This is a genomic window from Bradyrhizobium sp. 197, from assembly GCF_023073375.1.
Classification (GTDB): domain Bacteria; phylum Pseudomonadota; class Alphaproteobacteria; order Rhizobiales; family Xanthobacteraceae; genus Bradyrhizobium.
The window spans coordinates 1-1,188 of sequence record NZ_JADPJJ010000142.1; the positions used below are offsets into that span (position 1 = coordinate 1).

Here is a 1,188-nt window from a genome sequence, read left to right on the forward strand (position 1 = left end):
ATAGCCCTGATAGCGCAGCTTTTCCGCATAGGTCAGCAATTCCGGGTTGATCGTTGTCGCTCCGATTGCGGTTCGGATTCTGTTCATGGAGCGGCGCACCGCATCAAGGAAGGCCGCGCTCGCATTTTCCATCAGATGCCAGCGGTCGGCGACCTGGATGGCGTTCGGCAGCGCCTTAGCTGCTGCCTCGCCATATCCACCACCGCGATCCCGCGACACAATGTTGATCGCTGGGTGCTTCGATAGCCACGCCCGAACGGTCGCAGTCTCTCTGTCGGGCAGCAGGGTAACGATCCGCCGACGCTCCAAATCGCACACGATCGTCCCGTATCGATGGTTTCTCCGGAACGCCCAGTCATCGATGCCCACAACAAGCAATGGATCGGTCGGCATCGCCGTCCGCCGACGGACCACCCGTAGCAAGGTATCGTTGCTGACAGGCAGCATGAGCCGCTTGGCGAAGCTTGCCGCCGGCCGGCCGCCGAGCGCCAACCCCAAGTGATGAACGATGTATTCCAGCCGTGCTGTCCGGCGCCGTCGCAGCGGGACGATGTCTTCTCCGAACCGCTCCGCGAAGATCCGCCGGCGGCAATGCGGCACCTCACATGTGAAGCGCCGCGTGAGCAATCGGAGGCGCACCTTTCTGCCCGCTGATGGCAAATCGGCAACGTGCCGGACGTAGCGGCTATGGATGCGGCTCGACGCTGTCGCGCACAAAGGGCACCGAGCCTCCGCAGCTTCCGACCTAACAGACAGAATAAGCGAATCCATTGAGTCACTTACACCATCAAACACCAAACCACTCGGTACTAGCGATGAGATTTGAAAGCCCGTCCGCATGGCGCTGATTCTCCGTTTGAGAACCACAGTCGCCCGGCAAACTTCATCGGAAATGAGTCAGACCCAAATTTGCAAACGATGACGTAATTGCGGTCGGCGCTCGTGGCAGACAAACTCCGTTATCGTTGAGCCCTCGCAATCAAATGATTCGAAGGAGCTCCCATGAAGCAGTACGTCGGGCTGGACGTCTCACAGAGAGAAACCGCTGTGTGCGTTGTCAACGAGACTGGTCAAGTAATCTTCGAAGGAAAAGCCAAGTCTAATCCTGGTGCCTTGACTGACCTGCTTAACAAACATGCGCCTCATGCCGAGCGTATCGGCTTCGAGACCGGTGCGATGGCGAGTTGG

1 protein-coding gene and 1 pseudogene are annotated in these 1,188 nt (G+C 58.8%); one reads left to right on the forward strand and one right to left on the reverse strand.

The window, feature by feature from the left end:
• On the reverse strand, positions 1-840 hold an 840-nt coding region (locus tag IVB27_RS31310; protein ID WP_247446689.1), incomplete at its 3' end, for an ISL3 family transposase.
• A 162-nt stretch (positions 841-1,002) separates the two neighbouring features.
• Between IVB27_RS31310 and IVB27_RS31315 the strand changes: the two are divergent.
• A pseudogene (locus tag IVB27_RS31315) lies at positions 1,003-1,188 on the forward strand (IS110 family RNA-guided transposase); the annotation flags it as partial.